The organism is Rhodoferax sp. GT1R46, from assembly GCF_056521285.1.
Genome location: NZ_JBWMBC010000001.1, coordinates 1,097,701 through 1,124,227, shown reverse-complemented (window position 1 = coordinate 1,124,227; position 26,527 = coordinate 1,097,701). Strand labels below are relative to the sequence as shown.

The window sequence follows — 26,527 nt, the reverse complement described above, 5'->3', positions numbered from 1 at the left end:
TTGAAAAGCTGACCGCTATTCCATGAACAGCGGTCAGCTTTCACGTTTCGTCCTGAATTTGCTCTTTAAGCTTGTGACTTGCGTGAAACGTGACCACCCGCCGTGCCTGGATCGGAATGGACTCACCGGTTCGGGGATTACGCCCCGGCCGCGGCGCCTTGGTACGAATCTGAAAATTGCCAAAACCGGAAATCTTCACATCTGTTCCGTCGACGAGGCTTACCGCAATTAGATCGAAGAAGGCATCAATCATGTCTTTGGACTCGCGCTTATTCAGGCCAATCTGCTCGAATAGCAAATCAGCCAACTGCGCTTTGGTCAGTGCCGGGGTTTCCAGACTTTCAACAGAAAAATCCATGGGTCCTCGATTCTTTTTTTTATTGATCTATCTCGTCAGACGCGCTGACGCGCATCCAATGACGCAGCAAGATGGTCCACAACCGCCTTTACAACGGATTCGATTTGCTCCTCTGTCAGAGTAGCTACCGCTCCGTTAAGAGTCAGCCGAACCGCCAGACTGCGGTCAATGGCACCGCCAGTGGATGCCACATCATTGGTGAATTTCGGACGATAGACATCAAACAACTGTGCGTCCCGTAACAAACCAGATGTGGGCGCAGCCCAGATTGCAGCCATTAGCCCTGCGTGTGTGACGTTATCCCCCACTACTACTGCGATATCCCGTTGAACAGGCTGGAACTTGGCTACTGCTTTGAAAACGGGAACTGTCCTGTGCAAGACGGGGGCGAGATCCAACTCAAACAAAACGGGAGCCTGAACCAAGTCAAACGTGGAGCGCCATTTGGGATGCAGCTCGCCAACAAATCCAACGGCCTTGCCGTTCAAAAGGACCTGCGCGCAACGCCCAGGATGCATGGCAGGATGGCTACCAGGCACAAACTCGGCTTGCACGGGAGAAAGCAGCGCCTCCACGTCACCCTTGACGTCAAAGAAATCTACCCCCCGCTCCTTTCGCCCCCATTGCAGTACGTCTGCGCCGCCACTGGCAAGACCGGCAATACGCATAGGCTGGTAAAACCCTTCGACCGTGGTATCCGTGTTGTGAACCGACGCGTCGCGCAGGAAAACACGGCCCAATTCAAAAACACGCACGCGGTGTTGCTTGCGGGCTTGATTGAACTTGAGAACCTGCAACAGCGAGCCCAGTAACGACGAGCGCATGACGCTCATCTGGCTGGCAATGGGGTTGATCAGCTTGATGGGGCTGGGGTTGCCCGCTAGGCCATGCTCCCAGCTTTCTTCGACAAAGCTGAAATTGATGGTCTCTTGATATCCCAACGCGGCCAGAGAACGACGAACGGCGAACGGGCTACGCTCGGCCTCCGTCCGAATTTTTGATGTGATCGGCCCCTGCGGAGGTGTGTGCGGCAGGTTGTTGTAGCCCACCATACGCGCCACTTCCTCAATCAGATCTTCTTCGATCTGCAGATCAAATCGATAGGAAGGTGGCACCACAGTGAGCAATCCGTCGGCTTGTTCAACGACCAAGCCGAGACGTTCCAGCGCATCAACACACTGCTCTTGGCTCAAAGCCATGCCAATGACTTTGCTGGCACGGGCTACGCGCAAACTGACAGGTGCAGCCACCGGCATGTTGGGTTGCTGGTCATCAATGGGGCCGCAACTGGTGTCGGCTGTTCCGCAAATCTCGACAATGAGCCGTGAGATGTGCTCAATGTGCTCCACTGTCAGGTGCGGGTCCACACCCCGCTCAAACCGGTGACCTGCATCGGTAGAAAAATTGAAACGGCGCGATCGGCCAGAGATGGACTTGGGCCACCAAAAAGCGGCTTCGACGTAAACGTGTTGGGTGTGGTCTGATACGGAAGTTGCGTCACCGCCCATAATGCCAGCCAGCGATTCAACCTGAGCGCTGTCGGCGATCACGCCTACTTTTTCATCCACAGTGACGGTGTTGCCGTTGAGCAGCTTGATTTGCTCACCTGCATGGCCCCAACGCACGTCAAGCCCTCCGACAATCTTGTCGAGGTCAAATATATGGGTCGGACGACCCAACTCAAACATGACGTAATTGGAGATATCAACCAAGGCAGTCACACTGCGTTGGCCGCAGCGTGCCAAGCGGTCCACCATCCACTGGGGAGTTGCAGCCTTGGTATTGACATTGCGAACCACACGGCCAGAAAAACGACCGCACAAATCGGACGCGCTAACCTTGACGGCGAGTGTGTCGCTATTGGTTACCGCTAAGGCGGGGAAGGCGGGAGCCTGCAGTGGCGTACCCGTCAGGGCTGAGACCTCACGCGCAACCCCATACACACTCAGACAATGCGCCAGATTGGGAGTGAGTTTAAGAGTAAAAAGAGTGTCGTCCAGATTCAGGTGGTCGCGAATATCTTGACCTAGGGTTGCGTCGGCGCTGAGCTCAAGCAGACCGCCGTGGTCATCGGCCAGCTGAAGCTCTTTGGCAGAGCAAAGCATGCCTTGACTCTCGACACCGCGCAGCTTGCCAACCTTGATGATGAACGGCTTGCCATCATCGCCGGGAGGCAACTCTGCTCCAACCAGCGCGCAAGGAATACGAATACCGACACGTGCATTGGGCGCGCCGCACACGATGTCCAACAGTTCGGTCTGGCCTACATCGACCTTGCATACGCGCAATCGATCGGCATTGGGGTGCTGTACCGCTTCCTTGATTTCACCAACAACGATTTTGGTGAATGGTGGCGCCACGGGCTTCAGTTCTTCAACCTCCAGACCGGCCATGGTGAGCGTTTCAGCCAATTGCGCGGTGGAAATCGGTGGGTTGCAAAAGGTGCGCAACCAGGATTCAGGAAATTGCATGATGAATCTTGGGTATTTCTATTGGAATTGCGACAGAAAGCGAACATCGCCGTCAAAGAACAGACGCAGATCGTTTACACCGTAGCGCAGCATCGTCAGGCGATCAGGACCCATGCCAAAGGCAAAGCCGATGTACTTTTCCGGATCCAGGCCCATGTTGCGGATCACATTGGGGTGCACTTGACCAGAACCTGCCACTTCAAGCCAGCGTCCGGCCAATGGGCCGCTTTGAAATTGAATATCGATTTCCGCGCTAGGCTCCGTAAACGGAAAGAAGCTGGGCCGGAATCGAAGAACCAGGTCATCGCTCTCAAAAAAGGTACGGCAAAAATCGGTGAAAACGAACTTCAGATCTTTGAAGCTGACATTTTCGCCAACCCAAAGGCCTTCACATTGGTGAAACATGGGTGAATGGGTCGCATCGCTGTCCACACGGTAGGTTCGACCTGGTGCGATCACGCGAATTTCGGGCATCTCGCCTGAAAACAATGCGGCATCGTCTGCGCCCGACGACGCACGGTATTTTTTTACATGTTGCACCGCGTAGCGGATTTGCATGGGACTGGTATGGGTGCGCAACAAATTGGGCGCCGTTTGTGATCCGCCCTCTACATAGAAGGTGTCATGCATGGAGCGCGCAGGGTGATCTTCCGGCGTATTGAGCGCGGTGAAGTTGAACCAGTCAGTTTCGATCTCGGGTCCTTGTGCGACTTCAAACCCCATGGATCCAAAGATGGCTTCAATGCGTTCGAGCGTGAGTGAAACCGGGTGCAACCCACCCTGACCTCGTTGACGACCCGGCAAGGTCACATCGAGTGCCTCTGCTTGCAGCTGCATTTGCAATTCGGCGTCAGCCAGAGCCTGGCGACGATCCGTCAATGCCGATTCAATCGCCTGCTTGGCAACGTTTATGGCGGCACCGCGGGATTTCTTCTCCTCCACCGTCAGGGCAGCCATGCCTTTCATCAATTCAGTGATGCGACCTGACTTACCCAAGAACAACGCTTTGGCGTTCTCGAGATCGGCAGGTGTTACGGCCTGGGAAAAGGCAGCTTTGGCGTTGTCAACGATCGCATTCAACTCGTTCATACATTCTCTCGTCAATGAAAAAGGGCTAGCGCTCTTTCAAGCTCTAGCCCTTGTTCTATTTGCACTGAAAGCTATCAAATAGATAGCATGACAGCGCGAAAATCAAGCAGCCAGCTTGGCCTTGACTTGCTCCACGATACCTGCAAAAGCAGCCATGTCGTGAATGGCGATATCAGACAAAACCTTGCGGTCGATCTCGATATTGGCTTTCTTAAGACCATTGGCGAACTGGCTGTATGTCATGCCGCATTGACGCGCCGCTGCATTGATACGCGCAATCCACAACTGGCGGAAGACACGTTTTTTGGTACGACGGTCACGGTAGGCATATTGCCCCGCCTTCATGACCGCTTCTTTGGCGACCCGGAAGACATTACCGCGGCGACCGCGAAAACCTTTTGCAAGGGCTAGAACTTTTTTGTGGCGGGCGCGAGCCGTTACACCACGTTTGACGCGAGGCATGTGATTACTCCTTGTTCGTCGTTAATTAAATACCACGGCCTGGCAACATCTGCGCCATATGACCCATATTGGTCTCATGAACTGCAGTTGAGCCGCGCAAATGGCGTTTATTTTTGGTGGTCTTCTTGGTCAGAATGTGACGTTTGAAGGCTTGGCCGCGTTTAACGGTTCCACCTGGACGGACGCGGAAGCGTTTCTTCGCCGCGCTCTTGGTCTTCATTTTGGGCATATTAATGCTCCTTCTTCATTGTGCTCGTGAGGCGTCTGCAAACTATTTGCAGCCTTGTTGGCCCCGAGCCACTTCTAAGTGATGCCGTGAAGCGACCACTTGTCCGACAGGTGATTAGCCCATCGCCTTGCAAGTAGCACCTTTCAGCACACACTCACTTAGAGGGCTCTCACCCTCCAATCCCTTATTGGCCATCAATCATGACAGCCAACATCACTACCCTCAAGACGCCGACGGACTCGACGCTTCAGCTACTGGTTTGGATGCCGGCTTCTTCTTGCCTGGAGCAATCATCATGATCATCTGACGCCCTTCCAGCTTGGGAAACTGCTCCACCACAATCAAATCCACCAAATCGGCGCGAATACGATTCAACAATGCCATTCCGATTTCCTGGTGTGTGATTTCACGCCCCCGAAAACGCAGAGTGATCTTGCACTTGTCGCCGTCAGCCAAAAAACGCTTGATATTGCGCATCTTGATGTTGTAATCTCCGTCATCGGTGCCAGGACGGAATTTAATTTCCTTGATTTCGATAACCGTCTGTTTGGCCTTCGCCTCAGCCGCCTTCTTTTGCTCCTGGTATTTGAACTTTCCGTAGTCCATCAACCGGCAAACCGGAGGTACAGCCGTAGCAGCAATTTCAACCAGGTCAACATCCAGCTCGCCCGCCATGCGGAGCGCTTCTGAAATACTGACAACACCCAATGGCTCATTTTCCTGCCCCGAGAGGCGTACTTCTGGAGCCATGATTTCCCGGTTGAGGCGGTGTTTGCGTTCTTCGCGGTGACGACGGTCACGAAATTCAGTAGCGATGGCTCAATCCTTCACAATATCTGCTACATCAATAGTAGCTAAAGCTGCACAGCACACCCAACAAATCAAAATTTCTGGAGAAAACTCTAGATAACAGACTTATTGGCAATGTCTCCTGCAATTTTTTGCACGAATGCATCAAGAGACATTGCACCGAGGTCTTGACCACCCCGAGCGCGCACCGCAACAGCACCTGCTGCCATCTCCTTGTCGCCAACGACAATTAGGTATGGCAGCTTCTGCATTGAATGCTCCCGTATTTTATACGTAATTTTCTCATTACGCAGGTCTAACTCGACCCTAAGCCCTTGATTTTGCAGCGTTTTGGCCACAGAACGGGCATATTCCGCCTGCGCATCGGTGATGTTTAGCACAACAACTTGAACCGGGGCCAGCCATGCGGGCAGCGCACCAGCGCTTTCTTCTATCAAAATACCGATGAAGCGCTCGAGACTGCCAACGATTGCGCGGTGCAACATAACGGGACGGTGCCGGGCACCATCTTCACCGACATATTCAGCATCCAGTCGCTCGGGCATTGAAAAATCGACTTGAATGGTCCCGCATTGCCAGTGGCGTCCAATCGCATCCTTCAGCGTGTATTCGATCTTGGGGCCGTAAAACGCGCCCTCTCCTGGAGAAATTTCGAACTCACAACCCGATGCACGCAAACTCTCAACCAGCGCGGCCTCAGCCTTGTCCCAAATTTCATCCGACCCGATGCGCTGCTCTGGGCGAGTGGCAATCTTGTAGATGATGTTCTTGAAGCCGAAGTCCGTATAAACTTTTTGCAGCAAAGCCGTGTAGTTGACACACTCTTGCAGGATCTGATTTTCGGTACAAAAGATGTGCCCGTCATCTTGCGTAAAACCGCGCACACGCATGATTCCGTGCAGGCCACCAGACGGCTCGTTACGATGACACTGCCCGAATTCACCGTACCGCAGAGGTAGATCACGATAGCTCTTGATTCCCTGCTTAAAAATGAGGATATGCCCTGGGCAATTCATGGGTTTCAACGCGTATTCGCGTTTTTCGGACTCCGTGACAAACATGTTTTCACGGTACTTGTCCCAATGCCCTGTCTTTTCCCAAAGGCCCTTATCGATGATCTGTGGACCCTTGACCTCCTGATACCCGTTGTCTCGATAAACCTGACGCATGTACTGCTCGACACCCTGCCAGAGGGTCCAGCCCTTTGGGTGCCAAAAAACCAGCCCAGGGGCATGATCGTCAATATGGAAAAAGTCCAACTCTCGGCCCAGTTTGCGATGGTCGCGTTTTTCAGCCTCTTCCAGCATGGTCAGATGCTGCTGCAGATCGTCTTTGGTCGCCCATGCTGTACCGTAGATGCGTTGAAGCATTTCATTCTTGTGGTCGCCACGCCAGTAGGCACCGGCGAGCTTCATGAGCTTGAAGTGTTTTAGCTTGCCAGTGCTCGGCACGTGCGGGCCGCGGCAAAGGTCTTCAAACACGCCTTCCCGGTAAAGTGAGACGTCCTGATCAGCCGGGATACTTTCGATAATTTCGGCTTTGTAATGCTCGCCGAGACTCTTGAAATAGGCAACAGCTTCGTCGCGCGGTAGAACACGACGCGTTATGGGCTCGTCTTTGGCTGCCAGAGCCGTCATCGTCTTCTCAATCAATACCAGATCATCAGGCGTGAATGGGCGCTTATATGAAAAGTCATAAAAGAAACCATGCTCGATCACCGGACCTATCGTGACCTGGGCATCTGGGAACAGTTCCTTGACGGCATATGCCAGCAAGTGGGCCGTAGAGTGGCGAATAACTTCCAGACCATCGGCGTCTTTGGCTGTCACGATGGACAGGGCGCTGTTGCACTCAATGGTGAAACTGGTGTCGACCACCTTGCCGTCAACCTTTCCTGCCAGGGCCGCTTTGGCCAGACCCGCGCCAATGGACGCGGCCACTTCCGCCACCGTCACAGGGCCTGCGTATTCGCGTATCGAGCCGTCAGGAAGCGTAATTTGAATCATGTTCTGCAAAATCAAAATAAAAAAGCGCGGACAAGCCGCGCTTTAAAAAAAGGAAGCCGGGGCAGCAGGATTTTACGCTGTGCCAGCCTTCCAATCGGTTCAGTGGAACTGTTCTTCTTCGGTAGAACCGGTCAAAGCAGTCACGCTGGACTTGCCACCCTGAATAACGGTCGTCACATCGTCAAAGTAACCGGTTCCAACTTCCTGCTGGTGAGACACGAAGCTATAGCCGCGCTCGCGCGCTGCAAACTCAGGCTCTTGCACCTTCTCGACGTAGGCAGTCATGCCACGCTTGACGTAGTCTTGTGCCAGGTCAAACATGTGGTACCACATGTTGTGGATGCCAGCCAAGGTAATGAACTGGTACTTGTAACCCATGGCGCCGAGTTCTTTCTGGAACTTGGCGATGGTGGCATCGTCCAGGTTTTTCTTCCAGTTGAACGATGGCGAGCAGTTGTACGCCAGCATCTTGCCGGGGTGCTTGGCATGCACGGCATCCGCAAACTTCTTGGCAAACTCCAGATCAGGCGTACCTGTTTCGCACCACACCAGATCGGCATAGTCCGCATAGGCGATAGCGCGCGAGATAGCTTGGTCCATGCCCTTGCGGGTTTTATAGAAGCCTTCAGCAGTGCGCTCACCGGTCAAGAACGGCTTGTCGTTTTCGTCGTAGTCGCTGGTCAACAGATCAGCAGCTTCGGCATCGGTACGGGCAATCACCAGGGTGGATACGCCATACACGTCAGCCGCCATGCGGGCAGCAATCAGCTTTTGGCAAGCTTCCGTCGTAGGAACCAGTACTTTGCCACCCATGTGACCGCACTTCTTGACGGATGCCAACTGGTCTTCAAAGTGGACACCACCTGCACCGGCCCGGATCATCGCCTTCATCAGTTCGTAAGCATTTAAAACGCCACCGAAACCGGCTTCTGCATCCGCAACGATCGGCGCGTGGTATTCGATATAACCAGCATCACCTGGGCCAACGCCCTTGGCCCACTGGATTTCATCCGCGCGGGTGAAGGAGTTATTGATGCGCTCGACGACCTTTGGCACCGAATCCACTGGGTACAGGGACTGATCGGGGTACATCGCGGAATATTCGTTGTTATCTGCAGCAACTTGCCAGCCAGACAAGTAGATGGCTTTAACGCCAGCTTTGACTTGCTGCATGGCCTGACCGCCCGTCAACGCGCCGAGGCAGTTGACGTAGGGCTCGTTGTTAACTAGGTCCCACAATTTGTCGGCACCACGCTGAGCCAAAGTGTGCTCAACCTGAAACGAACCACGCAGGCGCACCACATCCGCAGCGGAATAGCCACGTTTGATACCTTTCCAGCGGGGGTTGGTTGCCCAATCTTTTTCCAGGGCGGCAATTTGCTGTTCACGGGTTTGCGTAGTCATGGATTCACTCCGTAGTTAAAGAAAAAAAGGCCTAAGCGGTCAAATCGACGCAGGCTGATAGCGTATTTTAGTCTTATATAAGACTTTGATTTAATCTTATGTCTTATATAAGACATAAATTTTCATTTGCAAATCAAGCACTTGCATCATTCATGCCACATAGTGATAAGGAATTGCTCGATGCGCAAAAGTGTCGCATCGCCTGGGTGAGCTCGTTTTCATAATCCGGAATCGCTTCGCGTACTCCAAAATCAGAGACGTACCGCAGCCACTTAATGGAGGTGAGGGGCGTCGTGAGCCGAGCTAAAAGGCATCCGCATAACGGTGAAGCTCCCAAGCACTCACCTGCTGGCTATATTCGTCCCATTCAGCCGTTTTGAGATTCACGAACTCACGACAAAAATCAGTGCCGACGGCATTCCACAACAAGTCGTCTTCGGCGAGCGCCACCAAAGCCTCATGCAGGTCGCGAGGCAATCGGGGCGGCATTTCTTGCCCACTCGCCAAACGCTGATAAAGATCTTCGCTGCAGGGCGCGGGTGGCACCATTGCCTGATCAATTCCATTTAGGCCTGCCGCCAGCGTGCCAGCGATTGCCGCATAGACGTTGCACGAAGGGTCCGGCAATCGCCATTCAATACGCCCCGCCACAGTTCGAACGACGCAAGTGCGGTTGTTATCCCCAAAACTCTTCCAGACTGGCGACCAGGTCGTTCCAGAAGCGCTGGCGCTGGATGCAAGCCGTTTATAACTATTCACCGTTGGCGCGCATAAGGCGCTGAGTGCGTCGGCATGGTGCAGCAGGCCAGCGACAAAACCATATCCCGCGGGGCTTAGCCCGAGCGAATCTGCAGCATTGGAAAATATGGGTTGACCGTCTGCATCCGTGATACTCAAGTGGAAATGCAGACCGCTTCCCGGCGCGTTGGCCAGTGGCTTAGGCATGCAACTGAAGGTCATGCCATGCTTTTGCGCAACCGAATGGGCAGTCATTTTGAACAACATATAGCGATCCGCCGATGCCAGCGCATCGTCAAACCGATAGTTGATTTCATATTGACCACATGCATCTTCGTGGTCAATCTGCTGAAGGTCAAAACCCAGTTCGACCAAAGTCCTGCGCATGTCATCCAAAAAACCCGCGTTCCGTCCAATGGATTTAAGGTCATACGAAGGCTTATCGAGTTGATCCTGGGCGTCGGCCACTTTCCATTGCCCCAAACTGTCCTTGCAAAGCAGGAAAAATTCGGGTTCGATCCCGACCCACAACGTCCAGCCACGCGCCTTCATCCGCTCCATCTGAGACTTCAACAATTGGCGTGAACAGGTTTGCAGTGGCTCACCACCGGCATAGCCGTCGCACACGGCATGCGCCACTCCCGGCAAAAAAGGCAAGGGACGCAAAGACTCCAGCTGCACCCGGCCGTAATACTCACTGCGGGGTCCAAAACGTCCCAGGCCTGTACCCGAGATGCTGGGGCCGGCAAAACCGGCACCTGACTCCACCCACTCACGCAGATTTTGTAGCGGAACCAGCTTGCCCTTGGCGACACCATGAATGTCGGAAAACTGGGCTAGTACGCTGTGAATGCCTTGCGCCGCCAACGTTTCTATCGTGGACTCTATAGTCATGCTTCTTCCTTCAGGCACCAATCACTTCATCCAGTATCACCATGGCTTCGTCAAAGACTGCATCCTGAATAGTCAATGGAAACAGAAAGCGAATCACATTGCCGTAAACGCCACATGTCAACAGCAACAAGCCCTTTTTGAGTGCTGCCTGTTGCACCCGCTTGGTGCGATCCGCATCGGGCGCACCGGTTTCGGGGTGCACGAATTCACAGGCAATCATGGCCCCCAACCCGCGCACATCGGAAATCGTTTTGTCGCTGCGCTGAAGTGTTTTCAGACGCTCGACCAGCCGCGCACCCAGCATGTTGGCGCGGTCTACAAGATGCTCATCCGCCATGACGTCGAGAACCGCGTGAGCAGCGGCAACCGCCAACGGGTTACCCGCATAAGTCCCCCCCAAACCACCAGGCGCTGGGGCATCCATGATGGCTGTCTTACCCACTACGGCAGACAAAGTAGTGCCACCAGCCATGCTTTTTGCCATGGTCATCAAATCGGGGGAGACTCCAAAATGTTCCATGGCAAACATCTTGCCCGTGCGCGCAAAACCCGATTGCACCTCATCCGCTATCAACACAATGCCATGCTGATCGCACAGGTCTCGCAGCCACTCCACAGCGGCCTTCTGAATGACGTTAAACCCACCCTCACCTTGCACCGGCTCAAAGACAATTGCTGCAACCCTGGACGGCTCGATATCGCACTTAAACAATTGCTCCATTGCATGCTTGGTCTCGTCCAATGACGCACAGTGGCACGGAAACGGCAGATGGTAGATCTCGGGGGGGAATGGGCCAAAACCAGCTTTATAGGGCTGCACTTTTCCTGTCAACGAGACGGCGAACAGGCTGCGACCGTGAAACGCCCCACCAAAAGCGATGACGCCCCCACGACCGGTAGCAGAGCGTGCGATCTTGATCGCGTTTTCAATAGCCTCAGCGCCGGTCGAAAAGAATGCTACTTTCTTGGGTCCATCTATAGGACTGATTTCCAGAATACGCTCCGCAAGATGGACATATTCGGTGTAAGGCACCACCTGGTAGCAACTATGGGTAAACCGTGCCAACTGATCGGAAATGGCTGCCTGGATTTTGGGATGGCAATGGCCCGTATTGAGTACCGCAATGCCACCAGCAAAGTCGATGAAACGACGGCCTTCGATATCCCAGAACTCCGAATTCTTGGCGTGGTCAATAAAGAAATCCCCCATCACGGCAACGCCACGCGGTGTTGCGGCCAAGCGGCGGGCGTGCCAATCGGCATTGGTCTGGGTGGCAGAAGGCTTCATAGATGCGTTCATTTTCATTTCCTCGTGAAGTAGTTCCTGGATTCGGCAAATGGAGCGGCGGCTTTACACCGGGCTATCGATCCGGATCCAGGTTGTTTTGGTCTCGGTGTATTTATCGAAAGCGTGCAGGGACTTGTCGCGCCCCACTCCGCTTTGCTTGAAACCACCAAAAGGGACGGTAATATCGTCTTCGTCATACTGATTGACATGCACCGTACCGGCGCGAAGCGCACGCGCTACTCCATGCGCCTTGTTCAGGTCACTGGTCCACACGCCCGCCTGCAGACCGTATACGCTGGCATTGGCCTGGCGCACGACCTCGGCGGTATCGGTGAACGACAACACGGACAGCACCGGGCCAAAAATTTCTTCGCGGGCAATGGTCATATCGCTGCTGACACCATCAAAAATGGTGGGCTGCACGTAACAGCCGCCTGTTTCACGCAAGGCTTGCTCACCGCCAGCAATCAACCTGGCCCCTTCCGCCTTGCCGCTTTCAATGTAGCGGAGGACCGTGTTCATCTGAATCTGGTCGACCAGTGCTCCCATTACGGTTTCGGGATTTAGTGGGTTGGCTGGCGCATAGGCTGGCATCAACTTCAGAGCCTTTTCAAGAAACCGTTCTTTGATGCTCGCTTCCACAAATAGTCGCGATGGCGCGTTGCAGCTTTCTCCCTGGTTGAAGAAAATGCTGCCAACTGCCGCTTCCACGGCTTTGTCCAAATTGGGGCAATCGGCAAATACGATATTGGGGGACTTGCCTCCCAGTTCGGTCCATGCGCGCTTCAAGTTGCTTTGACCCGCCATCACATGAATTTGCTTGCCCACGCCGGTTGACCCGGTAAAGGCAATGCAATCCACATCCATATGCAAAGCCAGCGGGGAACCCGCTTCAGGGCCGTAGCCTGTGACTACATTGAACACCCCAGCGGGAATGCCTGCCTCCAAAGCCAGATCCGCCATCCGCAGGGCAGTCAAAGGTGATTTTTCACTTGGCTTTAGAACGACTGAATTCCCAGCAGCCAGTGCCGGGGCAATCTTCCATGACGCCATGATCATGGGATAATTCCACGGCACTATGACCCCAACCACACCAACCGGCTCGCGCGTGATCAAAGCCAGCGCGGTGTCTGCGGTTGGCGCAATTTCGTCATAAACTTTATCGACGGCTTCCCCGTACCAGCGAATGCAATTGGAAGCACTGTTGACATCCACAGCGCGTGCATACTTCACTGGCTTACCCATGTCGAGCGTTTCGGTCAATGCCAGCTCGTCCGCATGTTGCAACAGCAAGTCAGCGAAGCGGATCATGATGCGCTTGCGCTGCGCAGGGGCTAGTCCGCGCCACCGCCTGTCTTCAAAAGCAGCGCGGGCCGCCAAGACTGCAGCATTAATGTCGGCTTCTCCACAACGCGCAACCTGAGTCAACACGCGCCCATCTACGGGCGAAACGCAATCAAACAGCTGTCCGTCTTTGGCTGAAACCCTTTGCCCATCAATCAAGGCTCTGCCATCTAATGCAGGAGTTGCCCGTGCATAGGTAGTATTCATAATTGCGTTCTCCAAACTGTCCAAGTCCAGTCATAAACTGGATACCTGATGTTCTCAAAAAGTGGACCCATGACAGTCCACAAATAGAAAACGGGGCGGTATTGCTACCGACCCCGCCTTCACCTGCCGCTAAATGTGAGCGATTCGCGACTTAGAACGAAAGCACAACAGAAGTGCCCAAGGTATTTTTGTTTTGCTTAAAGTTTCCATCGATGTCACGGAAATTGTTTCCGGTTGACTGATCAAGGCGGTATTCCACCTTCCATTGGGTGTTTGCATTGACTTGGTAGTTGGTACCCAAAGACACGCGAGTCAAATTGGCTCCAACCGGCTTTCCTTCGGCATCCAACGCAGGCGCACCAGTCGAATCCAATTCCTGACCTAACCCAAAGTTGTATCCGGAAGCATAATCGCTACCACTGCTACCGTTGTATGCATATGTCCCGCCACCATTGGTCCGGTTATCTATGAAATCAACACGCGCTAACAACTGCAGGCGCGGAGTCACTTTGTACCCCATTAATCCTGACACACCGGCCCACCGCGCGTCTTCTCCAGTGGTGGCCGCATTGCGCTGTGAGCCCCAAGATAATTGGCCGTTAAACGCCCAATCACCATGGGTGTAACCACCGTCAATGGACATCACAGTGAAATTGCGATTGACAGATCCGTGAAGACCAGACAATCCGACATAAGAGAACTCATTGATAAACCAATCAGCACGATAGGCGAGAGCAACCGAATTGGTATTTGAGGCAGCTACTGCAGTAGGAGCAAAGGTAGTCGGGTTGGAATTTACATTATCCACGCCAGCATCGACATTCCCAACTATCCATTTCAACGCATAAGTCCCGTTGTTGAAGGTGTGTGTCATACCCAAACCTTTGTAAGAGGTGGCTCCCGTCAAGTCAAATAATGCGTTGTGGGTCAGGAGTTGGTTTCCCAATGTCGCATTGGCATTGGCGAAATAGAACTCATAACCCTGGAAGTCCGGAATCATCCCGCCGATGATTCGATTTTCCTTGTTGATGGGAATCGATACTGATGCTTCGTGAACATGGTTGTAGGTGGAAGAACCGGGCAACAAACGCAAGGTCCAGTCAACGCCCTCGCCGTCCTGGCTTTCCTTGGTAATCTGCAGCATGGCAAATTCATCTGCAAAACCACCGGAAGAACTGAAAACATTGTTGCGGTCCAGGTCATTCGTCTTGTATGAGGCTTCAATCACGCCATTGATCTTCACGCCCTTAAAGCCGGATTTCTCCTGCTCATCGGCAACCAGTTCCATTTTTTGCTCAAGACGCGTGACTTGCTGTGAAATATTCGTGCTGGGAGGCGCCGCACTGATTGCGTCGACTTTTTGTTGCAGTGACTGCAACTGTGCCTTAAGCGCCGCAATTTCTTTTTGCAAGTCGGCTGCAGACTGAGCCTGCGCGCTAACCCAGGGCATTGCGCTGGCGAGTGCGACGATGATTAGTTTTCTTTGAAGGCGCATTACATTCTCCTGTTTGAAATCAAAATAAAAGCAACTGGACACAAACTAGCTGGCGCGATACGCTGCGGCCATCTCAGCCGCACGACGACGTTCGGCACGCGAAATAAGGATGCTGGCCGCCAACACACCCATACTGACAACCGCCACCGTCAAAGTCGCGACCGTGTTGACACTGGGACTCAATCCCAGGCGAGCACGGCTGAAAATGGTGATGGGCATGGTGGTGGATCCCGGACCGGACAGGAAAGCCGACAACACCACATCATCAAGAGACAAGGTGAACGTCAGCAGCCAAGCAGAGCCAATAGCCTGAGAGATCAGTGGCAGAGTTACTAAAAAGAAAACTTGCAGGGGTCGACATCCCAGGTCTTGTGCCGCCTCCTCCATCTGCGGACTCAATTCCTGCAAACGTGATTGCACTACGACAGTGGCATAGGCCATTCCCAGCAGGGTGTGGCCAAGCCAGATAGTTCCCAACCCGCGCTCAGGAAATCCAAACATGCGCTGGACCGACACCAGCATCAATAACAATGACAATCCAATAATCACCTCAGGCATGACCAACGGTGAATTCACCATGCCCGCAAACAAGGTGCGGCCCGGAAAACGTTTGAACCGATGTAACGCCAAGGCTGCCAATGTCCCCAGAATTACCGAAGAGCAGGCCGTGAGAAATGCAATTTCCAACGACAGGGAAAACCCATTAATAATTTCGGTGTCACGGGCCAGTTCCTGATACCAGCGCAGGGACCACCCGCCCCAACTGGTAACCATGGGGCTTCCGTTGAAGCTGAGCACCACCAACGTAAATATTGGCAGGTACAGGAACAGAAAAACTGCTCCCATCCAGACCCGGGATGTGACACGTCCTGCATTGATCTTCATGCGCGACCCCCTGAGGTGCTTTCAGCCTGGTATTTGTTGAACAAGGCCAGTGGCACGATGATGAGCAGCACCATGACTACAGCCACAGTGGCGGCCATGGGCCAGTCGTTGTTACTAAAAAACTCATCCCAAAGGACACGTCCAATCATCAGGGTTTGCGGCCCACCCAACAACTCGGGAATGACGAACTCGCCGACGCAGGGGATGAACACCAGCATGGAGCCCGCAATGATCCCGCTCTTGGACAATGGAACGGTAATGCGCCAGAACGCCTGCCAGGGAGTCGCACCCAAATCCAATGCAGCCTCGAGCAGGCGCAAGTCCATCTTTGCCAAATTGGCATACAGCGGAAGAATCATGAAAGGCACATAGGTGTAAACCATGCCCAAGACCAGTGAAAACGGGGTATTCATCATTTTCACTGGTTCAGAGATCAACCCCATTGCCAGCGCGAGGTTGTTGAAAACTCCGCTGTCCGCCAACAACATCTTCCACGCATAAACGCGCAGCAGAAAAGAGGTCCAAAACGGCAACATGACCAGCATGAGCAATGCCGGGCGTTTGTCGGCCGGGCTCCGCGCCATGAAATAGGCAAACGGATAGGCAATCACCAGACAAATCGCTGTCGTGATTGCCGCAAACTTCACCGAACTCAAGTAGGTCTGAATGTACAGCGAGTCCTCCGCCAAACTCAGGTAGTTACCAACCTTCAGCTTGAGGTCGACAACGCCGTCTGCCCAGGTCAAAATATCTTTGAAGAACACCGTATCCATTTCAGAGAGACTGATCTTGAACACCACCAGAAACGGAAACAGGAATACCAGCAACAGAAACACCATAGGCACGCCTATGACAGCGGACCGTCCCCATGGACCGGTAATCCTGTCGTAAAACGACCATTTTTTAATTGCGATGGAAATCATGTTCGTTCACCTGGTCAGAACAACAACATCGCTGCCGCACCACCACACCACCACCTTGTCGCCCCAGGTCAGCTGGGTGGCGTTGTGGCGCGCATCATTGGTATGGGTCACCTTGACGATGACACCCGTTTCCAGTTTGACATGGTACGTCGTCAGACTGCCGAGGTAGGCGAGATCCTCGATCACACCAGTGGTGATGTTGAATCCCACTTCAGCGAGTGACTCACGCTCATCATCCCTTGGTAGCGTCTGCTGAATGGTCATTTTTTCAGGACGAATACCCACGTGAACCGCCATGCCAGAAGTCCCGGTGATTCCATGGCTTACATAATGTTTGCACTCAGGCGTGGTGATGGTGACATGGTCTGGCTCATCTACTTCGACAGAGCCCTTGAACAAATTCACACTGCCAATGAAGTCGGCCACAAACCGGCAATTGGGCGTTTCGTAAATTTCTGCAGGTTTGCCGACCTGCAGAATTTTTCCCTCACTCATGACACCGATCCGGGTTGCCATGGTCATGGCCTCTTCCTGGTCATGGGTCACCATCACGCAGGTTACGCCCACCTGCTCGATAATGCCCACCAACTCCAGCTGGGTGCGTTCCCGAAGCTTGGCGTCCAGAGCGCCCAGAGGTTCATCCAGCAACAGCAACTTGGGACGTTTGGCCAAACTGCGTGCCAACGCAACCCGCTGCTGTTGCCCTCCAGACAACTGATGCGGTTTGCGCTTGGAATAGGCCTTGAGCTGAACCAAATCCAGCATTTGAGTGACCCGCGCTTCGAGCTCATCCTTGGGCATGCCGTCCCTTCGCAAACCAAATGCAATGTTGTCCCAAACCGTGAGGTGAGGAAACAATGCGTAACTCTGAAACATCATGTTGATGGGCCGCTCATAGGGAGCGAGTCCAACAATGTCCTGTCCCGCCAGCAATATTTGCCCCGAAGTCGGTGTCTCAAACCCCGCCAGCATGCGCAGCAAAGTGGATTTTCCGCAGCCGGATGAACCCAATAAGGCGAAAATCTCACCCTGCTGGATGTCAAGAGATACCTCATCTACTGCAAAGACATCATCAAATTTTTTGACGATGCGCTTGATTTGCAGAAACGGAGCGTCTCCCGTTGCAGCGACCGCTGGCTTTGAGTTTGAGTTAGTTGCCACCGAAATACCCTTATGCAGAAATACTGACAGCTGTTCACTTACAGGCCGGTCTTGAAGCCAGTGTAGGTGCGCGTAGCAAGACGACGCACATCATTGCTCAACGCCTGGGGCGCTACCATCTTCGCCATTTCAGCACTGGTAGGAAAGACGGAAGGATTGTTGGCAACGTCAGCGATGATGAACTTCCGTGATTCTTTGTTCGGATTGGCATAAAACACCTTGTTAGTCAGGGCCGCATGTACCTCAGGCCGCATGATGTAATTGATGAATGCGTGTGCATTTTTGGGGTGTGCCGCGTCGACCGGAATCGCCATCATGTCAAAAAACAGAATGCCACCGTTCTTCGGAACAAATGCAACAATATCCTGACCAGTCTTGCCCTCAATTGCGCGTTTGCGTGCAATGTTGATATCACCATTCCAGCCCAAGGCCATACAGATGGATCCTCCAGCCATGTCATTGATGTAGCCGGACGAACTAAACAAGGTTACGTAGGGGCGCACGGATTTCAGCAGTGCCCCCGCCGCCTGGTAATCCGCTGCGCTCTTGCTGAAGGGGTTTTTTCCAAGGTAGTGCAAAGCCGCCGGCAACACTTCAGTTGCGCTGTCCAGCACTGACACGCCACATGTTTTGAGTTTGCTGATGTATTTGGGGTTGAAGAATAATTCCCACACGTTGTCAGGCATTGGTTCACTGCCCAATGCAGCTTTCACTTTTGCCGTGTTGATGCCGATGGTGGTGTAACCCCAGAGCCAGTTCACCAGGTGCTCATTGCCGGGATCAATGTTGGCAATCTGCGCCTGAATGTCCGGGTCCAGATTTTTCAGGTTGGGTAGCTGCGCCTTGTCCAGCTTGGTGAGCAAACCACCATCGATCTGCAAACGCGCAAATGTCGATGAAGGAACCACGACGTCGTATCCCGTCTTTCCTGCCACCAACTTGGCGTGCAGGATCTCATTATTGTCATAGGTATCGTAGCGAACCTTGATGCCGGTTTCTTTTTCAAAATTCTGAATGGTGTCGACCGCTATGTAGTCAGACCAGTTGTAAACATTGAGAACCTTCTCCTCCTGCGCTTGCGCAGACGAAGCGGCCAGTGTCACCAGACTGGCAACGGCAAGCCCGCTAAAAAGCTTGCTTACCCAATTTCCCCCAAATGATTTGATCAATTTACTCTCCTGGTATTTAAACAAACGCTACAAACGAAAAATATGTGCCGTCTTCATTGGCGCAATGCACCCGATTGAGATCCTATTCCCGGATAACGCAGGCATCCATACATGCAATCCCTATGCCAACCATCCGCTCTTCAGGGCATCGGCATACGTTAAATCGAGGCATTTCACGATCAACGCCATCATTTCGTCAATTTGCGCATGGGTCATGATCAGGGGCGGTGCGATGATCATCCGGTCGCCCACCGCTCGCATTACTAAACCGTTTCCAAAACAGTGTCCCCGGCACACCATGCCAACACCCAAATCACCATTGAAACGTTCACCGGTTTGCTTGTTCTTGACCAGGACCAAACCACCGACGAAGCCACAGGTTTCAGCATCACCCACCAACGGGTGTGCCTTCAACTCAGAAAAACGCGTGGCCAGGTAGGGCCCGATATCGTCGTGAACGCGCTGAGGCAACATTTCACGCTCCATGATCGCAATGTTGGCCAAAGCCACTGCACACGCCACGGGATGCCCGCTGTAGGTATAGCCGTGGTTGAACTCCCCCCCCTTCTCGATCAGCACATCTGCTACCCGATTTCCCACCATCACGCCACCCAGCGGTATGTAGCCACTGGTAACCGCCTTGGCAAAAGTCACCAAATCGGGCTTGTAGCCAAATTTCTCGTACCCAAACCAGTGCCCCAATCGACCAAAAGCGCAAATAACCTCATCGCTGATCAACAGGATTCCGTACTTGTCCACAATGCGCTGGATTTCAGGCCAGTAGGTTGCCGGCGGAATAATCACACCCCCCGCGCCTTGCACCGGCTCAGCAATAAAGGCCGCTACTTTGTCTGCGCCAAGCTCCAGAATTTTGGTTTCCAGCCATCCTGCGGCACGTACGCCAAAGGCCTCGACGGTTTCACCTGGCAAGCCATTTTCAAAGAAATACGGCTGGTCAATATGGGTGATGTTGGGCAGCGGCAAATCCCCCTGCGCGTGCATCCCGCTCATGCCGCCCAGCGATGCGCCCGCCATGGTGCTTCCGTGATAACCGTTCAATCGGCCGATAATCACTTTGCGTTGGGGTTGTCCCAACAGATCCCAGTACCGGCGCACCATCCGGACGTTGGAGTCATTGCTCTCGCTTCCACTCGATGAATAGAAGACATGTTTGAAAGTGCGGTCACCTACGGCGGGCGCCAGGGAGGCGAGCTTGGCGGCCAACCGGGCCGCAGGCACGTTGGTAGTTTGAAAGAAGCTGTTGTAGTAAGGCAGCTCCATCATCTGCTTCTGCGCCGCATCCGCCAGCTCTTTGCGCCCATAACCTACGTTGACACACCACAGGCCACTCATGGCATCCAGTAACCGTTTCCCTTCGGAGTCCCAAACGTAAATATCTTCGGCCTTGGTGATGACTCTGGCGCCGCGGGTATTCAGATCTTTGAAATCAGTAAAAGGATGCAAAAAGTGTGCGCTGTCCAAAGACTGAATGTGTGCGGTATCGACTGCTGTACTCATACAAATATTCCCGTTCAGATTGATGGATTTGGTTTAAACGTGAAGCAACAGGTGCTCACGCTCCCAAGGGGAAATCACTTTCATGAACTCGTCCGACTCCAGTTCCTTGATTTCCGAATACACCGTGATGAATTCCTTACCCAGTACCTCGTGCAGATCGGATTCGCGACGTAGCCAGTCCAGCGACTCGCCCAAGCTGCGTGGCAATGCGTAAGGCGACAGATAGGCATCCCCTTTCATTTCTGGCTTGGGTTTGATCTTGTTTTTCAACCCAAGATAGCCGCAAGCCAGCGTCATGGCCATCGCGATGTAGGGATTCGCATCCGCTCCGATCACCCGGTTTTCAACGCGCCTCGCTGCGGGCGACGAAATGGGTGAGCGAATGCCGCACGTGCGGTTGTCGTAACCCCACTCGATGTTGATCGGTGCGGCCATGTTGCGGGACAAGCGGCGGTAGCTGTTGACGTAGGGCGCGACCAAAGCCATGGCGGCCGGAATGTATCGCTGCAAGCCACCGATGTAATGCAAAAAGGCCTCGGACACCGATCCATCCGGATTGCTAAAAATATTTTTACCCGTCACCACATCCAGAATGCTCTGGTGCACATGCATGGCACTACCCGGTTCACCGGCGATCGGCTTTGCCATAAAGGTGGCATACATGTCGTGCCGCAACGCTGCCTCACGCACCGTGCGCTTGAAAAAGAACACTTCATCCGCCAGCCCAAGCGGCTGGTTGTGGAAGAAGTTGATTTCCATCTGCCCGGCACCTACCTCGTGAATGAGCGTGTCCACATTCAGCTCCATCTTGTCGGCGTAGTCGTAGATTTCTTCAAACAAGGGATCAAATTCATTCACCGCATCGATGCTGTAGGCCTGACGCGAGGTTTCCGCACGCCCGCTCCGACCAATAGGGGCTTTCAGTGGGATGTCCGGATCGGTGTTTCGTGCCGTCAGATAGAACTCCAGTTCAGGGGCAACGATAGGCTGCAAACCCTCGGCGGCAAACAAATCGCACACGCGGCGCAGCACGCTGCGGGGTGCAAAAGGCACCAGCACACCTTCATGGTTAAAGCAATCGTGCACCACTTGCGCGGTAGGGTCGGTAGCCCATGGCACGATGCGCACCGACGAGGGGTCGGGCCGCAGTTGCATGTCCCGGTCAATAGGATCAATCACATCGTAGTAGGGCCCGCTCTCGGGAAACTCTCCCGTCACACCCATGGCGACGATGGCCTGTGGCAAGCGCATGCCACGGTCTTCGGTGAACTTGGCCCGGGGCAAAATTTTGCCGCGCGCCACACCAGTCAAGTCAGGCACCAGGCACTCGACTTCGGTTACCCGTCGCTCGTTGAGCCATTGCTCCAAATCATTGAAGGTCATTGTTTTCTTGTCATTCATACTTCGTTCCTCGCTGCGTTGAGCAGCACGTGTCAAACGGGTTGCGAAAATCTGGCGGCTTGTCGTTCGCGGCAGGCCTCACCGAATGCCTTGAAAATAGCGGTGTAGAAAGGGTTCTCAGCGGTGCGCCATTCGGGGTGCCATTGCACTGCATATGCGAAGGCTTTCGCGTCCCGGACTTCAAAGGCTTCCACCAGGCCATCGGGTGCATGCGCTAAAGCACGCAAGCCTTGTGCCAGACGACCGATACCCTGACCATGCAATGAATTCACTTGCGCAACATCGCCGCCGGCCCACTGCGCGATAGACGAGCCAGGCACCAGACGCACTTCGTGGCTCGGTGCATATTGCAAAGCGTAAGGTTCGCCAGCGGGCTCGCGGTGATCCATCATTTCAGACACCGTCTGAACCTGCTGGTGCAATGTCCCGCCCAGAGCCACATTGATTTCCTGGAACCCACGGCAAATACCCAGCAAAGGCACCGCCGTCGCAATACAGACCTTGACAAGAGCAAGGGTCAGTGCATCGCGACGCTCATCCAGCGGCAACACTGGATTGGCTACGGATTCACCAAAATGGGACGGGTGAACATTGGAGGGAGATCCGGTCAACATGACCCCATCCACCAGATCCAGAAGTGCCGGAATCTGCGCTACATCGGCCATCGGAAAGACCACCGGTTCCGCCAAGGCGTTTTCCTTGACGGCACGTGCATATTTTTCGCCAAGGACGAAAAAAGGCATTGTGCGATCACCGTTGCCCAGAAGTCGATGATCCGCAGGCAACCACACCAAACATGTCGGCTTTTTCATGGATGTCTCCCTATTCTTTGTCTCATTGTGAGGCAGAATTGGATTTTGATGGGGGCCAGTTGCGGCAACTGCAAGGTGCCACTTCTGACAACACCACACTCTGTCCGACCACTCTCGATTCTTGAAAAACTCCTCATGTTGTCTGAACTATTGCTCACAGAAATGGCCCGACTCAGTCAAAAGGACAACATGCCTTTGCACCGCCAGCTGTACGAGGCCCTGCGCCGCGCCATGCTGGACGGCAAACTCGGCGCTGGGGATCGACTACCGTCCAGCCGCGAGCTCACCGATGACCTGAAGTTGTCCCGAAACACCGTGGTTGCGGCACTGAACCAGCTCAGCGTGGAAGGGTATCTGGTGAGCCGTGTGGGCAGCGGCACTTTCGTCAACGACAACATTCCCAAAGCCCAGCCCAGAACACGGCCTTCCAGCGCACCCCACCACGTTGCAGACCTGTCGCGTCGTGGCACTGCGCTATCTTCCACTTTCTGTGCCACGCAGCTGGAAATCCAGCCCTTCACGCCCGGCATCGCAGATTTCAGCGCGTTCCCTGTTGCCCTTTGGCAGCGTCTGCAGAACAAGCACTGGCGCATGACGTACCCCGAGATGCTGGACTACAGCTACTCCGGTGGTTACGCGCCTTTGCGTCGTGCTGTGGCGGACTACCTGCGCGTGTTCCGCAGCGTGCCCCTTGGTGTGGACCAGGTCATCATCACCAGCGGCACGCAGCAATCACTGGAGCTGTGCGCGCATATGCTGGCTGACCACGGCGATACCGTGTGGCTGGAAGACCCCGCCTATTGGGGCGCCGTCAAAGCCTTTATGGCAACAGGCCTGCAGGCACACCCGGTCAAAGTGGACCAACACGGAATTGCACCAGGTCCGACTGATGAAAAAAAGCCACCCCGCCTGATCTACACCACACCGTCGCACCAGTACCCCACAGGGGCGGTCATGTCCCTCGCCCGCCGACAACAAATTCTGTCGATTGCGCGCACCCACAACGCCTGGATTCTGGAGGATGACTACGACAGCGAATTCCGGTTCAGCGGACCGCCGCTCTCCTCTCTGGCTGGACTGGACAAGGATGAGCGCGTCCTGTACCTGGGATCCTTCTCCAAGGTGCTGTACCCCGGCCTGAAGCTGGGCTACCTGGTGGTCCCCAAGAGACTGGAAGCGGCTTTCAAGCAAGCCCACTATGACCTCAACCGCCCGGGCCAGATGCCGCTGCAGGCTGCCCTGGCGGAGTTCATTGAGCTGGGGCACTTCGCCAGTGCGTTACGCCGTGCGCGCACCAGTTATGCGCAGCGCAGGCAATGCCTGCTGGAGGCGCTGCAACCCTGCTTGGGGGAGCACGCACAAATCACAGGGGCTGAGCAGGGCCTGCACCTGTGTGTGCGCTTGCCCCATGCCGTGGACGACAAGGCGCTGGCGCAGCGAATGGCAGACATGGGCCTCACCGTACGCGCCCTCTCCGCCTATTGCCTCGAACGCACGGACGCCAAGGGTCTGGTCATTGGTTATGGCTATGCGCCGCTGACCGAAATTCAGCGCTACGGACCGATTCTGGCGCAGGCTATCTCGACAGTCAGGCGTTTGGTCCCCTGATTTAGTCCTTCAGAACTTGTCCATCAGCCGGTGGTACAGCGTGCCAAGCACCAGGCTGGGCATGCGCAGAAGCGGGCCGCCAGGAAACTTGTGGTGCTGCAGCCCGGCGAACACATCGAAACGCTCTGCCTGACCCGCAACCGCTTGCGCAACCAGACGACCCGCCAACCCGGTCAGCGCGACACCATGACCACTAAACCCTTGCAGGTAATACAGGTTCTCACCCAGACGGCCAAAGTCAGGCGCCCGGTTCATGCTGATGTCGACAAATCCACCCCATAGAAATTCGATGGGTACGTTACGCAAATCGGGAAACACTTCGCCCAAGCGTCGCGCCATGACCCCTTGCAAATCAGCCGGAGTGCGGGTGGAATAACTCACACGACCACCGAACAGCATGCGGTGGTCTGCGCTGAAGCGAAAATAATCCAGTATGAAATTGTTGTCACAAGCCGATGCATTGCTGGGGATCAGGCGCTTGCACAGCTGCGGGTCGAGTTGCGTGGTACTGATCATGTAGGTGCCCACGGGCATGATGCGCGGTGCAATATCCGGTGCCACCCTCGGACCGTATTCAGCGAGCGTGTAGTTGCCGGCGAGCACACCAAACTGGGCGCTTACGCTCCCTTCTGTAGTGCGCGCGGTGACACGCGCACCGCGCTGCAAATCCACCACGGGTGAATGTTCAAAAATCTCCACGCCCACTGCGCGCGCTGCGCGCGCCAAACCCAGACCGTACTTCAGGGGATGCAGATGGCCCGAGGTTCCTTCGTAAGCAGACGCGCAGTACAAGGGGCTTTGAATATGCTTCTGCACATCAGCACCCCGTGCAAAGTCTGTCTTGAAACCATAGCTGCGCTCCATCGCCTGCATTTCCGCTTCCAGCGCGCGCGCCTTTCGAGGGGAATCCGCCACGTAGAGATATCCTTTGACACGGTCGCAATCGATCTGAAATTGGGCAATGCGTTCGTCAATCAGCTTGACCGCTTCCAGCGACATGTCCCAGGCCAGCCGTGCATTCGCGGCCCCCAATTGCTGCTCAAAGGGCTCCTGTCCGCCGGCAAAACCCACGATGGTCTGCCCGCCGTTGCGGCCCGAAGCACCGCTGCACACGCGGTCGGCTTCCAGCACCACAACCTTGTAGCCTCGCTGCGCCAGTTCGATGGCCGACGACAGGCCCGCAAACCCGCCGCCCACCACCAGCACATCGGCCTGCACATCACCGCGCAAGGCAGGCAGGGCGGGCTCGCGCTGCACGCTGGCTTCGTAATAACTCTTCTGATTGAGCTGGGTATCGGAATCAAGCAACATATCGGTTTCTTTCAGGCAGTCGCCTTGGCCACCTGTCCGCACAGGTAGGTCCAGATAAAGGCCGAAGCGGCGTTGCTGGTGAGTTCTGCATGGTCGTAGGCAGGCGCCACCTCGACACAGTCCATGCCGATGAAGTTCAAACCCGACAGCTCTTCCAGAAACGTCAAAACCTGCGAGCTACTCATGCCCCCCGGCTCCGGCGTGCCGGTGCCGGGTGCAAAGGCGGGGTCCAGGCAATCAATGTCCAGCGTCAGGTAACACGGCTTGCTGCCGATACGGGCTTTGATTTCCGCAATGGCCGATTGCAGACCATCCCCATCCTTGCCCCGCAGCGCACGCGCGGTGTAAATCAGGCCACCCTGATCCTGCACAAACTCACGCGCCGCACGCTCGCCACTGGAGCGCAAGCCGATTTGTACCGTGTGCGCCGGGCTGACCAGTCCCTCCTGAATGGCCTCGTAGGTCCATGTGCCATGGCCGGAGGGTTCGCCAAAATGATCTTCCCAGGTATCGCAATGGGCATCAAAGTGAATCAAGGCCAGTTCACCATGCTGCGCTTTGGCCGCACGCAACAGCGGCAGAGTCACCGAATGGTCGCCCCCAATGAAGACGCAGTGGTGGGCCGCCATCAACTGCGTCGCCTGCTGCTCGATGGCGGTGCGCACAGCGGGCAAGCCGGACGCGTTGGGCAAAAGCATGTCACCCGCGTCACCCATCACACCCAGCGGCGTCACACCGAACACGGGATGCAATCCATCACACAGCATGAGCGAAGCCCGGCGAATCTCTTGTGGGCCGAAACGCGCACCGGGGCGGTTGGTCACCGCACCATCAAAGGGCACGCCCACCACGGCAAACGCCTGACCGTCCAGAGCGGGAGCGGCCAGAAACCGGTTGCTGTTGTTCGCGTACGCAAATTGTCCAATCGCCATTTTCAGATCCTT

General features: G+C 54.7%; 22 protein-coding genes. 1 reads left to right on the top strand and 21 read right to left on the bottom strand.

The window, feature by feature from the left end; genetic code table 11:
* Positions 1–40: 40 nt before the first annotated feature.
* The 19 genes from AC097W_RS05235 to AC097W_RS05145 form a co-directional block, all read right to left on the bottom strand.
* Positions 41–358 (bottom strand): integration host factor subunit alpha, encoded by a 318-nt coding sequence (locus AC097W_RS05235; RefSeq protein WP_479601238.1) that lies wholly within the window; start codon positions 356–358, stop codon positions 41–43.
* 35 nt (positions 359–393) lie between these two features.
* A complete protein-coding gene (pheT, locus tag AC097W_RS05230; RefSeq protein WP_479601237.1) occupies positions 394–2,829 on the bottom strand; it encodes a phenylalanine--tRNA ligase subunit beta in 2,436 nt (811 codons plus the stop codon).
* A gap of 18 nt (positions 2,830–2,847) precedes the next feature.
* A complete protein-coding gene (gene pheS / locus AC097W_RS05225; RefSeq protein WP_479601236.1) occupies positions 2,848–3,918 on the bottom strand; it encodes a phenylalanine--tRNA ligase subunit alpha in 1,071 nt (356 codons plus the stop codon).
* Positions 3,919–4,020: 102 nt separating this feature from the next.
* Positions 4,021–4,380 carry a 50S ribosomal protein L20 gene (gene rplT, locus AC097W_RS05220; RefSeq protein ID WP_209395850.1) on the bottom strand — a complete coding sequence of 120 codons (360 nt, stop codon included), beginning with the start codon at positions 4,378–4,380 and terminating at the stop codon, positions 4,021–4,023.
* A 25-nt stretch (positions 4,381–4,405) separates the two neighbouring features.
* Positions 4,406–4,609 carry a 50S ribosomal protein L35 gene (gene rpmI / locus AC097W_RS05215; protein ID WP_142814204.1) on the bottom strand — a complete coding sequence of 68 codons (204 nt, stop codon included), beginning with the start codon at positions 4,607–4,609 and terminating at the stop codon, positions 4,406–4,408.
* Positions 4,610–4,831: 222 nt separating this feature from the next.
* On the bottom strand, positions 4,832–5,425 hold the full coding sequence (gene infC, locus AC097W_RS05210; RefSeq protein ID WP_479601310.1) for a translation initiation factor IF-3: 594 nt from the start codon (positions 5,423–5,425) through the stop codon (positions 4,832–4,834).
* A gap of 86 nt (positions 5,426–5,511) precedes the next feature.
* Positions 5,512–7,425: a threonine--tRNA ligase gene (gene thrS / locus AC097W_RS05205; protein ID WP_479601235.1), complete on the bottom strand. Its 1,914-nt coding sequence runs from the start codon at positions 7,423–7,425 to the stop codon at positions 5,512–5,514.
* Positions 7,426–7,524: 99 nt separating this feature from the next.
* A complete protein-coding gene (gene aceA / locus AC097W_RS05200; protein WP_479601234.1) occupies positions 7,525–8,829 on the bottom strand; it encodes an isocitrate lyase in 1,305 nt (434 codons plus the stop codon).
* Between the two features lie 303 nt (positions 8,830–9,132).
* Positions 9,133–10,461, bottom strand: coding sequence for a type III glutamate--ammonia ligase (glnT, locus tag AC097W_RS05195; protein ID WP_479601233.1), 1,329 nt, complete (start codon positions 10,459–10,461; stop codon positions 9,133–9,135).
* A 10-nt stretch (positions 10,462–10,471) separates the two neighbouring features.
* A complete protein-coding gene (gene gabT / locus AC097W_RS05190) occupies positions 10,472–11,761 on the bottom strand; it encodes a 4-aminobutyrate--2-oxoglutarate transaminase (RefSeq protein ID WP_479601232.1) in 1,290 nt (429 codons plus the stop codon).
* Between the two features lie 51 nt (positions 11,762–11,812).
* A complete protein-coding gene (locus AC097W_RS05185) occupies positions 11,813–13,300 on the bottom strand; it encodes an aldehyde dehydrogenase (protein ID WP_479601231.1) in 1,488 nt (495 codons plus the stop codon).
* Positions 13,301–13,451: 151 nt separating this feature from the next.
* Complete coding sequence (locus AC097W_RS05180) at positions 13,452–14,795, bottom strand: DUF3138 family protein (RefSeq protein ID WP_479601230.1); 1,344 nt, start codon at positions 14,793–14,795, stop codon at positions 13,452–13,454.
* Positions 14,796–14,840: 45 nt separating this feature from the next.
* Positions 14,841–15,680 (bottom strand): ABC transporter permease, encoded by an 840-nt coding sequence (locus AC097W_RS05175; RefSeq protein ID WP_479601229.1) that lies wholly within the window; start codon positions 15,678–15,680, stop codon positions 14,841–14,843.
* Positions 15,677–16,603, bottom strand: a complete 927-nt coding sequence (locus AC097W_RS05170) for an ABC transporter permease (protein ID WP_479601228.1) — start codon at positions 16,601–16,603, stop codon at positions 15,677–15,679. The genes AC097W_RS05175 and AC097W_RS05170 overlap by 4 nt, the downstream gene beginning before the upstream one ends.
* A gap of 6 nt (positions 16,604–16,609) precedes the next feature.
* Positions 16,610–17,770, bottom strand: a complete 1,161-nt coding sequence (locus AC097W_RS05165) for an ABC transporter ATP-binding protein (RefSeq protein ID WP_479601309.1) — start codon at positions 17,768–17,770, stop codon at positions 16,610–16,612.
* 32 nt (positions 17,771–17,802) lie between these two features.
* A complete protein-coding gene (locus tag AC097W_RS05160; protein ID WP_479601227.1) occupies positions 17,803–18,933 on the bottom strand; it encodes a polyamine ABC transporter substrate-binding protein in 1,131 nt (376 codons plus the stop codon).
* Between the two features lie 120 nt (positions 18,934–19,053).
* Positions 19,054–20,451 (bottom strand): aspartate aminotransferase family protein, encoded by a 1,398-nt coding sequence (locus AC097W_RS05155; protein WP_479601226.1) that lies wholly within the window; start codon positions 20,449–20,451, stop codon positions 19,054–19,056.
* Between the two features lie 33 nt (positions 20,452–20,484).
* Positions 20,485–21,852, bottom strand: a complete 1,368-nt coding sequence (locus tag AC097W_RS05150) for a glutamine synthetase family protein (protein ID WP_479601225.1) — start codon at positions 21,850–21,852, stop codon at positions 20,485–20,487.
* Between the two features lie 32 nt (positions 21,853–21,884).
* Complete coding sequence (locus AC097W_RS05145; RefSeq protein WP_479601224.1) at positions 21,885–22,664, bottom strand: gamma-glutamyl-gamma-aminobutyrate hydrolase family protein; 780 nt, start codon at positions 22,662–22,664, stop codon at positions 21,885–21,887.
* Between the two features lie 135 nt (positions 22,665–22,799).
* Between AC097W_RS05145 and pdxR the strand changes: the two genes are divergently transcribed.
* Positions 22,800–24,272, top strand: a complete 1,473-nt coding sequence (pdxR, locus tag AC097W_RS05140) for a MocR-like pyridoxine biosynthesis transcription factor PdxR (RefSeq protein WP_479601223.1) — start codon at positions 22,800–22,802, stop codon at positions 24,270–24,272.
* A gap of 9 nt (positions 24,273–24,281) precedes the next feature.
* Here the strand turns inward: pdxR and AC097W_RS05135 are convergent, their stop codons facing one another.
* Together AC097W_RS05135 and speB are read right to left on the bottom strand one after the other, a co-directional pair.
* Complete coding sequence (locus AC097W_RS05135; RefSeq protein WP_479601222.1) at positions 24,282–25,583, bottom strand: NAD(P)/FAD-dependent oxidoreductase; 1,302 nt, start codon at positions 25,581–25,583, stop codon at positions 24,282–24,284.
* Positions 25,584–25,594: 11 nt separating this feature from the next.
* Complete coding sequence (speB, locus tag AC097W_RS05130) at positions 25,595–26,515, bottom strand: agmatinase (RefSeq protein WP_479601221.1); 921 nt, start codon at positions 26,513–26,515, stop codon at positions 25,595–25,597.
* Between the last annotated feature and the right edge of the window lie 12 nt (positions 26,516–26,527).

Bases quoted from the DNA above. Each gene is read 5' to 3' on its own strand.
- pheT (WP_479601237.1), bottom strand. From the start codon at position 2,829: ATGCAATTTCCTGAATCCTGGTTGCGCACCTTTTGCAACCCACCGATT.
- aceA (WP_479601234.1), bottom strand. From the start codon at position 8,829: ATGACTACGCAAACCCGTGAACAGCAAATTGCCGCCCTGGAAAAAGAT.
- AC097W_RS05170 (WP_479601228.1), bottom strand. From the start codon at position 16,603: ATGATTTCCATCGCAATTAAAAAATGGTCGTTTTACGACAGGATTACC.
- AC097W_RS05150 (WP_479601225.1), bottom strand. From the start codon at position 21,852: ATGAATGACAAGAAAACAATGACCTTCAATGATTTGGAGCAATGGCTC.
- gabT (WP_479601232.1), bottom strand. From the start codon at position 11,761: ATGAACGCATCTATGAAGCCTTCTGCCACCCAGACCAATGCCGATTGG.
- pdxR (WP_479601223.1), top strand. From the start codon at position 22,800: ATGTTGTCTGAACTATTGCTCACAGAAATGGCCCGACTCAGTCAAAAG.
- AC097W_RS05175 (WP_479601229.1), bottom strand. From the start codon at position 15,680: ATGAAGATCAATGCAGGACGTGTCACATCCCGGGTCTGGATGGGAGCA.
- pheS (WP_479601236.1), bottom strand. From the start codon at position 3,918: ATGAACGAGTTGAATGCGATCGTTGACAACGCCAAAGCTGCCTTTTCC.
- glnT (WP_479601233.1), bottom strand. From the start codon at position 10,461: ATGACTATAGAGTCCACGATAGAAACGTTGGCGGCGCAAGGCATTCAC.
- AC097W_RS05155 (WP_479601226.1), bottom strand. From the start codon at position 20,451: ATGAGTACAGCAGTCGATACCGCACACATTCAGTCTTTGGACAGCGCA.
- AC097W_RS05180 (WP_479601230.1), bottom strand. From the start codon at position 14,795: ATGCGCCTTCAAAGAAAACTAATCATCGTCGCACTCGCCAGCGCAATG.
- AC097W_RS05235 (WP_479601238.1), bottom strand. From the start codon at position 358: ATGGATTTTTCTGTTGAAAGTCTGGAAACCCCGGCACTGACCAAAGCG.
- AC097W_RS05145 (WP_479601224.1), bottom strand. From the start codon at position 22,664: ATGAAAAAGCCGACATGTTTGGTGTGGTTGCCTGCGGATCATCGACTT.
- thrS (WP_479601235.1), bottom strand. From the start codon at position 7,425: ATGATTCAAATTACGCTTCCTGACGGCTCGATACGCGAATACGCAGGC.
- speB (WP_479601221.1), bottom strand. From the start codon at position 26,515: ATGGCGATTGGACAATTTGCGTACGCGAACAACAGCAACCGGTTTCTG.
- AC097W_RS05185 (WP_479601231.1), bottom strand. From the start codon at position 13,300: ATGAATACTACCTATGCACGGGCAACTCCTGCATTAGATGGCAGAGCC.
- AC097W_RS05135 (WP_479601222.1), bottom strand. From the start codon at position 25,583: ATGTTGCTTGATTCCGATACCCAGCTCAATCAGAAGAGTTATTACGAA.
- rpmI (WP_142814204.1), bottom strand. From the start codon at position 4,609: ATGCCCAAAATGAAGACCAAGAGCGCGGCGAAGAAACGCTTCCGCGTC.
- rplT (WP_209395850.1), bottom strand. From the start codon at position 4,380: ATGCCTCGCGTCAAACGTGGTGTAACGGCTCGCGCCCGCCACAAAAAA.